Raw genomic sequence first — 6587 nt, 5'->3', positions numbered from 1 at the left:
GCACCATCAACTACGAGATCGTGACCAGGATCGGAGGCCGGATGACCCGGACGTACGTCGACAGCGAGGCCGACCGGTGAGCGCCGGCCGCCGCCGGGTCGTCGGCTCGATCGCCGGGGCGCTCGGGATCGCGGCCGCCGGAGGCGCGATCAACATCCTCCGGCAGCAGCGGTCGATCAGCCGTCGCGCGGGCGAGGACGTCGCGTTCGGCTCGCTCCACTCCGAGCCGATCACCGTCGTCGCGGACGACGGGGTCCCGCTCCACGTCGAGATCGACGAGATCGACGAGACCCACGCGCTCGACCGGGCCGGCCGGCTGTTCCGGCGGGTCCGCGGCGCGACGCCGGAGGTCACCGTGGTCTTCGTGCACGGCTTCTGCCTCAACCTGGACTGCTGGCACTTCCAGCGCGCCGCCTACCGCAACCTGGTGCGCACCGTGTTCTACGACCAGCGCTCCCATGGCCGCTCCGGCCGATCGGACCGCGAGCACTCGAACTTCGACCAGCTCGGCCGCGACCTCAAGCGGGTGATCGACGCCGCTGCCCCGGACGGTCCCGTCGTGCTCGTCGGCCACTCCATGGGCGGCATGACGATCGTCGCGCTCGTCGAGCAGTTCCCCGAGCTGATCGGCGACCGGGTCGTCGGCGTCGGCCTGATCTCGACCACCGCCGGTGGGCTCGACGTCGGCCGGATGCTGCTGCCGATGCTGCCCGTGCGCCTGAGCGGCCCGGTCACCCACCGGGCCGTCCGCACGCTGCACCGCAGCCACCGCGTGGTCGACGGCTTCCGCCGGCTCGGCCGCACCTTCGCAACCGTGGCGACCGACCGCTACGCGTTCGGAGGCCCGGTGCCGCAGGGCTACGTCGAGTTCGCCGACGAGATGCTGTCCGCGACGCCGTTCGAGGTGATCGCCGACTTCTTCCCGCACTTCGCGAGCCTCGACAAGTTCCACGCGGTCGAGGTGCTCGGCGCGGTGCCCACCTCGGTCATCTGCGGGACCGACGACAAGCTGACCTCGATCGGGCACTCGCGCAAGCTGCACTCCCGGATCCCCGACTCCCGGCTGCTCGAGTGCGACGGCGCCGGCCACCTGGTGATGTTCGAGCGGCACGACCTGGTGAGTGCCGAGCTCGACCAGCTCATCACCGCGGCGACCAGGGCCCGCAGCCGGTGACCGCCCGCGTGACCACACCAGTGGGCGACGCGACGATCGAGGTCGTCGGGTCGGAGGCGGCTGCCACCGTGCTCGAGGTGGTGCGGGCGTCCTTCGCCGACCGGGCGCCGCNCGGCTGCCACCGTGCTCGAGGTGGTGCGGGCGTCCTTCGCCGACCGGGCGCCGCTCGACCCACCCACCGACGCCCTCTCCGAGACCGAGCAGAGCATCGCCGCCCGGCTCGACGCCGGCGCCGGCCTGGTCGCCCGGGTCGACGGCGAGCCCGCGGCGACGGTGCTGCTGGACGCCGAGCCGGACGGGCGCACCGTGCACCTGCGCCGGTTCGGGCTCACGCCGGCGGCGCGCGGCCGGGGGATCGCGGTCGCTCTCGTGCGGGCGGCGCTGCACGCCGCGACCGAGCTGGGCGAGGGCCGGGCCGAGCGCGCGGTCGTGTTCTCCCGCGAGGAGCTGCCGCACACCGCCCGGTTCTGGCGGCAGCAGGGGTTCGCCGAGACCGACCGGCGCTCGCCGTACGTCGAGATGGCGCGCGCCCTGCCGCGCCGGCTCGCCGTACCGACCGCTGACGACATGCGCGCGCTCGCGCGGCGGCTGGCGGACGTCCTGGTGGCGGGGGACGTGGTGATCCTGTCCGGCGACCTCGGGGCGGGCAAGACCACCTTCACGCAGGGGCTCGGCGCGGCGCTCCAGGTGCGTGGCGACATCACGTCGCCGACGTTCGTGATCGCCCGGGTGCACCCGTCGCTCGTCGGCGGGCCGGACCTGGTGCACGTCGACGCCTACCGCCTCGGTGGCGCCGCCGAGCTCGACGACCTCGACCTCGACACCGACCTCGACCGGGCCGTCACCGTCGTCGAGTGGGGCGAGGGACTCGCCGAGGACCTCGCCGACTCGCCGCTCGAGATCCGGATCACCCGGGCCGTGGGCGACGCCACGACCGGCGAGGACCACGATCCGCGCACGGTCGAGATCGACCCGCTCGGCCGGCGCTGGCTGGGTGTCGACCTCCCGCAGTAGCCAGCGTGCCGGCGGCTGACGCTAGCCTCGGGCGCGTGCTGCTCGCGTTCGACACGTCCTCGCCGACCGTCACCGTCGCCGTGTCCGACGGTGCCGACGTGCTCGTCGAGCTGACGTCGGCCGAGACCCTGCGGCACGGCGAGCAGCTGACGCCGCTGATCGACCGGGCGCTGCGTCAGGTCGGGATCACTCCTCGGGACCTGACGGCCATCGCGGTCGGTGTCGGCCCGGGTCCGTTCACCGGCCTGCGCGTCGGCCTGGTGTCGGCCCGCACGATGGCGCACGTCCTCGAGATCCCTGTCTACGGGGTGTGCTCGCTCGACGTGCTCGCGGTCGAGGCGGTCGACACCGGCTCCGTGTCCGGCCCGTTCGTGGTCGCCAGCGACGCGCGGCGGCGCGAGGTCTACCTCGCGACGTACGACGAAGCCGGCCTCCGGGTCTCCGGGCCGGACGTGCTGCGGCCGGCCGACGTCGCCACCGACCAGCCGGTCGTGGGGGAGGGAGCCGCGCTCTACCCCGACTCGTTCCCCGACGGCCGACCGCCGCTGCGACCCGGCGCGGGCTGGTTGGCGCGGTGCGTCGCCGAGGAGCGGGCCGAGCTCCGCGACCCCGACCCGCTGTACCTCCGCCGGCCGGACGCGGAGATCCCGCGGGCCCCCAAGCCGGTCTCGTGAGCTGCGCCGTCCGGCCTGCCGAGCCCCGGGACGTGGGGGCCATCGCAGAGCTGGAGCTGGTCGCGTTCCCGAGGGACCCGTGGTCGGCCGGGCTGATCGAAGAGGGTGTCGCGGGCCGGGTCCCGACGACGTCGTACTTCGTTGCCGAGCACGACCTGGTGGTCGTCGGGTCCGCCGCGGTCAGCGTCGTCCAGGACGTCGCCGAGCTCCAGCGGATCGCGACCGTCGAAGCCGCGCGGCGTACCGGCGTCGCGACCGCCCTCCTCGCCGCCGTCGATGCGCACGCCGCGGCGGGCGGCGCGGAGCGGCTGCTGCTCGAGGTGCGCGAGGACAACGACGCGGCGCGAGGGTTCTACGCGGGCGCGGGCTTCGCCGAGATCGCCGTACGCCGTGGCTACTACCGCGACGGGACCGATGCCGTGGTGCTCGAGCGGTCGCTGGTGGTGAACCGCGATGCGTGAGAATGACGGGGTGACCTCAGACGGCCCGCTGGTGCTCGGCATCGAGACCTCCTGCGACGAGACCGGCGTCGGCATCGTCCGCGGTCACACCCTCCTGGCGGACGCGATCGCGAGCAGCGTCGACGAGCACGCGCGCTTCGGCGGGGTTGTGCCGGAGGTGGCCAGCCGCGCGCACCTCGAAGCGATGGTGCCGACGATCGAGCGCGCGTGCACCACTGCCGGGATCGCGCTCCACGACGTCGACGCCATCGCCGTCACCAGCGGCCCCGGTCTCGCCGGCGCGCTGCTGGTCGGCGTCGCCGCGGCGAAGTCGCTCGCCCTCTCGCTCAGCAAGCCGTTGTACGGCGTCAACCACCTCGCCGCCCACGTCGCCGTCGACCAGCTGGAGCACGGGCCGCTCCCCGAGCCCTGCCTGGCACTGCTCGTGTCCGGCGGACACTCGAGCCTGCTGCGCGTCACCGACGTGACGACCTCGATCGAGCCGATGGGCGCGACGATCGACGACGCGGCCGGCGAGGCCTTCGACAAGGTCGCCCGCCTGCTCGGGTTGCCGTTCCCGGGCGGCCCGCACATCGACCGGACGGCTCGGTCCGGCTCCTCGGTGGCCATCGACTTCCCGCGTGGCCTCACCGGCCGCCGCGACCTCGAGCGGCACCGGTTCGACTTCTCCTTCTCCGGGTTGAAGACCGCCGTGGCCCGGTGGGTCGAGGCCCGGGAGCGGTCCGGTGAGCCCGTGCCTGTCGCCGACGTCGCCGCGTCGTTCCAGGAGGCCGTCTGCGACGTGCTCGTCCGCAAGGCGCTCGACGCCGCCTCCTCCGAAGGGATCGAGGACCTCCTCATCGGCGGCGGCGTCGCCGCGAACTCCCGGCTCCGCGCCATGGCCGAGGAACGCGCCTCCGCCCTCGGCATCCGGGTCCGCGTGCCCCGGCCCGGCCTGTGCACCGACAACGGCGCGATGGTCGCCGCACTCGGCTCCTCGATCGTGTCTCGCGGGCGCCCGCCCTCGTCGTACGACCTCCCCGCCGACTCGAGCCTCCCCGTCACCTCCGTGCTCGCGGGCTAACTGCCCGCACCGCTCGCGCCTTCGGTGGTCGAGGAGGTCGCCGCCACTCCGTTGGTCGAGGAGGTCGCGCAGCGACCGTCACGAGACCCCTCACGCCGCCCCGTCGGTGGTCGAGGAGGTCGCGCAGCGACCGTCACGAGACCTCTCACGCCGCCACGTCGGTGGTCGAGGAGGTCGCGCAGCGACCGTCACGAGACCCCTCACGCCGCCCCGCTGTTGGTCGAGGAGGTCGCGCAGCGACCGTCACGAGACCCCTCACGCGGCCACGTCGCTGGTCGAGGAGGTCGCGTAGCGACCGTCACGAGACCCCTGCGGGTGCCTTGGTTTCGAGGCTCGCTGCGCTCGCACCTCAACCAGCGGCGACGGGTGGTCGAGGAGGTCGCGACTCCGGTGGTCGAGGAGGTCGCGCAGCGACCGTCACGAGACCCTAGGCGGTTCTTCACAGCCTGGCTCACGACGGTTGGTTGTGTCGGTGCCCTGGTGTTGAATGTTCTTTATGAAACAGACACGGAGTGGTTGGGCGACCGGATCGGATGGCCGGTCCACCGCTGAGCTGCTGCGCGACCTCGGCTCGCAGGTCACCGCCCAGCGGCGCCTGGAGGTGGACCAGTTCAAGACGATCATCGCGTGGGCTGATGCGAACGTGGTCGAGGACATCGAGGGCGCCGCGACGATCCGTGACTCCTATGTCGATACGGGGATCCCGATCGCGGGCCCCGGCGCACCGCTGGTGTCGGAGTTCGGGTTGAGCGAGCTGGTCGCGACCCTGGGCCGGTCCCTGGATGGTGGGCGCGACCATGTCGGGAAGGTCATCGAGTGCGGCTGGCGGCTCCCGCGGGTCCGCGACGCCGTGTACGCCGGGAAGGTCCCGGTGTGGAAGGCGCTGCGGGTCGCCGACCTCACCCGCACCCTCTCCCTGGAGGCGGCGGGGTTCGTGGACCGCAACCTGGCCTTCGCGTTGCCGACCTGCACCTGGGTCCAGGTCGAACGCCTCGTGAGCGAGGCGGTCGACAGGTTCGACCCCGCTGCCGCGGAAGAGCGACGCCAAGACGAGCAGGACCACCGCCACGTCCACCTGCGCACCGGTGAGCCCGGCAGCACCGTGGTGGACCTCTCCGGCACCCTCGATGCCGCCGACGGCATCGACCTCGACACCGCCCTCAACAGGCGCGCACGAGAACTGGGCAATGTCAGCGACCTGCCCCTGGACGTGCGCCGCGCGATCGCCCTGGGCGACCTGGCCCGTGCCGACCTCGCCCTGGACCTGGAGACCGTGGACCCCGAGACCGGTGAGCTGCGCACCGTGCCGGGGCGGAAGGTCGAGCTGTTCGTCCACCTCACCGACACCGCCCTCACCGGCCTGAGCACTGTGGGTCGGTGGGGGAACACCCAGACCCCGGTGAGCGTGGAGCAGATCCGCCAGTGGTGCGCCCAACCCGGCACCAGCGTGATCGTGCGGCCGGTGGTCGACCTCGACGAGCACGTGCCGGTGGACTCCTACGAGGTCCCCGACCGGCTCCGGCGCCGCGTGGAGCTGCGCGACCACACCTGTCGTGCCCCGCACTGCAACCGCCGTACCGAACGTTGCGACCTCGACCACGCCCATCCGCACGCCGCCGGCGGCTCTACCTGCCCCTGCAACCTCGTGCCCCTGTGTCGGCGACATCACCGGGCGAAGACCTTCGGCTACTGGCGCTACACCATCGTCCAGCCCGGGACCTATCTGTGGTCCAGTCCCCACGGGCAGCATTGGCTGGTCGACCACACCGGCACCCGGAACCTCGACCCACCCCGACCAGTCGACCCCGACCCCGATCCTGATCCTCCCGACTGGGCCGACCCCGACTGGACCGAACCCGGCTGGGCCGAACCCGCTCCCTGACCACCACACCCCCTGGACCCCGCCCCGGCGGGGCCACAGGCATGCCCGGGGGTCTCGTGACGGTCGCTGCGCGACCTCCTCGACCACCGACGGCGAGGAGCTGCGCGACCTCCTCGACCACCGGACGCGCTCGCCCGCCGCTGGTTGAGGTGCGAGCGCAGCGAGCCTCGAAACCAAGGCACCCGCACGCCCCTCAGCCCCGGCCGGCGGGGCCACAGGCATGGCCGGGGGTCTCGTGACGGTCGCTGCGCGACCTCCTCGACCACCGACGTGGCGGCGACGTCCTCGACCACCGAGAAACAGGGGTCTCGTGGCGGGC

General features: G+C 73.2%; 6 protein-coding genes. All 6 read left to right on the top strand.

The window, feature by feature from the left end; genetic code table 11:
- The first annotated feature begins 76 nt into the window (after nt 1–76).
- The 6 genes from H0488_RS21090 to H0488_RS21065 all read left to right on the top strand — a co-directional run bounded on the left by H0488_RS21090 (nt 77) and on the right by H0488_RS21065 (nt 6268).
- Nucleotides 77–1174, top strand: a complete 1098-nt coding sequence (locus tag H0488_RS21090; protein ID WP_183101180.1) for an alpha/beta fold hydrolase — start codon at nt 77–79, stop codon at nt 1172–1174.
- 123 nt (nt 1175–1297) lie between these two features.
- On the top strand, nt 1298–2188 hold the full coding sequence (gene tsaE / locus H0488_RS21085; RefSeq protein ID WP_312856465.1) for a tRNA (adenosine(37)-N6)-threonylcarbamoyltransferase complex ATPase subunit type 1 TsaE: 891 nt from the start codon (nt 1298–1300) through the stop codon (nt 2186–2188).
- A gap of 35 nt (nt 2189–2223) precedes the next feature.
- Nucleotides 2224–2862 (top strand): tRNA (adenosine(37)-N6)-threonylcarbamoyltransferase complex dimerization subunit type 1 TsaB, encoded by a 639-nt coding sequence (gene tsaB / locus H0488_RS21080; RefSeq protein WP_183101179.1) that lies wholly within the window; start codon nt 2224–2226, stop codon nt 2860–2862.
- A gap of 32 nt (nt 2863–2894) precedes the next feature.
- Nucleotides 2895–3323: a ribosomal protein S18-alanine N-acetyltransferase gene (rimI, locus tag H0488_RS21075; RefSeq protein ID WP_183101178.1), complete on the top strand. Its 429-nt coding sequence runs from the start codon at nt 2895–2897 to the stop codon at nt 3321–3323.
- On the top strand, nt 3316–4386 hold the full coding sequence (gene tsaD / locus H0488_RS21070) for a tRNA (adenosine(37)-N6)-threonylcarbamoyltransferase complex transferase subunit TsaD (RefSeq protein WP_183101177.1): 1071 nt from the start codon (nt 3316–3318) through the stop codon (nt 4384–4386). Before rimI ends, tsaD begins: the two co-directional genes overlap by 8 nt.
- Nucleotides 4387–4882: 496 nt before the next feature.
- Complete coding sequence (locus H0488_RS21065) at nt 4883–6268, top strand: HNH endonuclease signature motif containing protein (protein ID WP_183101176.1); 1386 nt, start codon at nt 4883–4885, stop codon at nt 6266–6268.
- Nucleotides 6269–6587: the final 319 nt, after the last annotated feature.

Source organism: Nocardioides pelophilus, from assembly GCF_014180685.1.
In the GTDB taxonomy this organism is placed as follows: Bacteria; Actinomycetota; Actinomycetes; order Propionibacteriales; family Nocardioidaceae; genus Nocardioides; species Nocardioides pelophilus.
The sequence above is the reverse complement of the archived record's forward strand: the minus strand, read 5'-3'. Positions and strand labels throughout refer to the sequence as shown.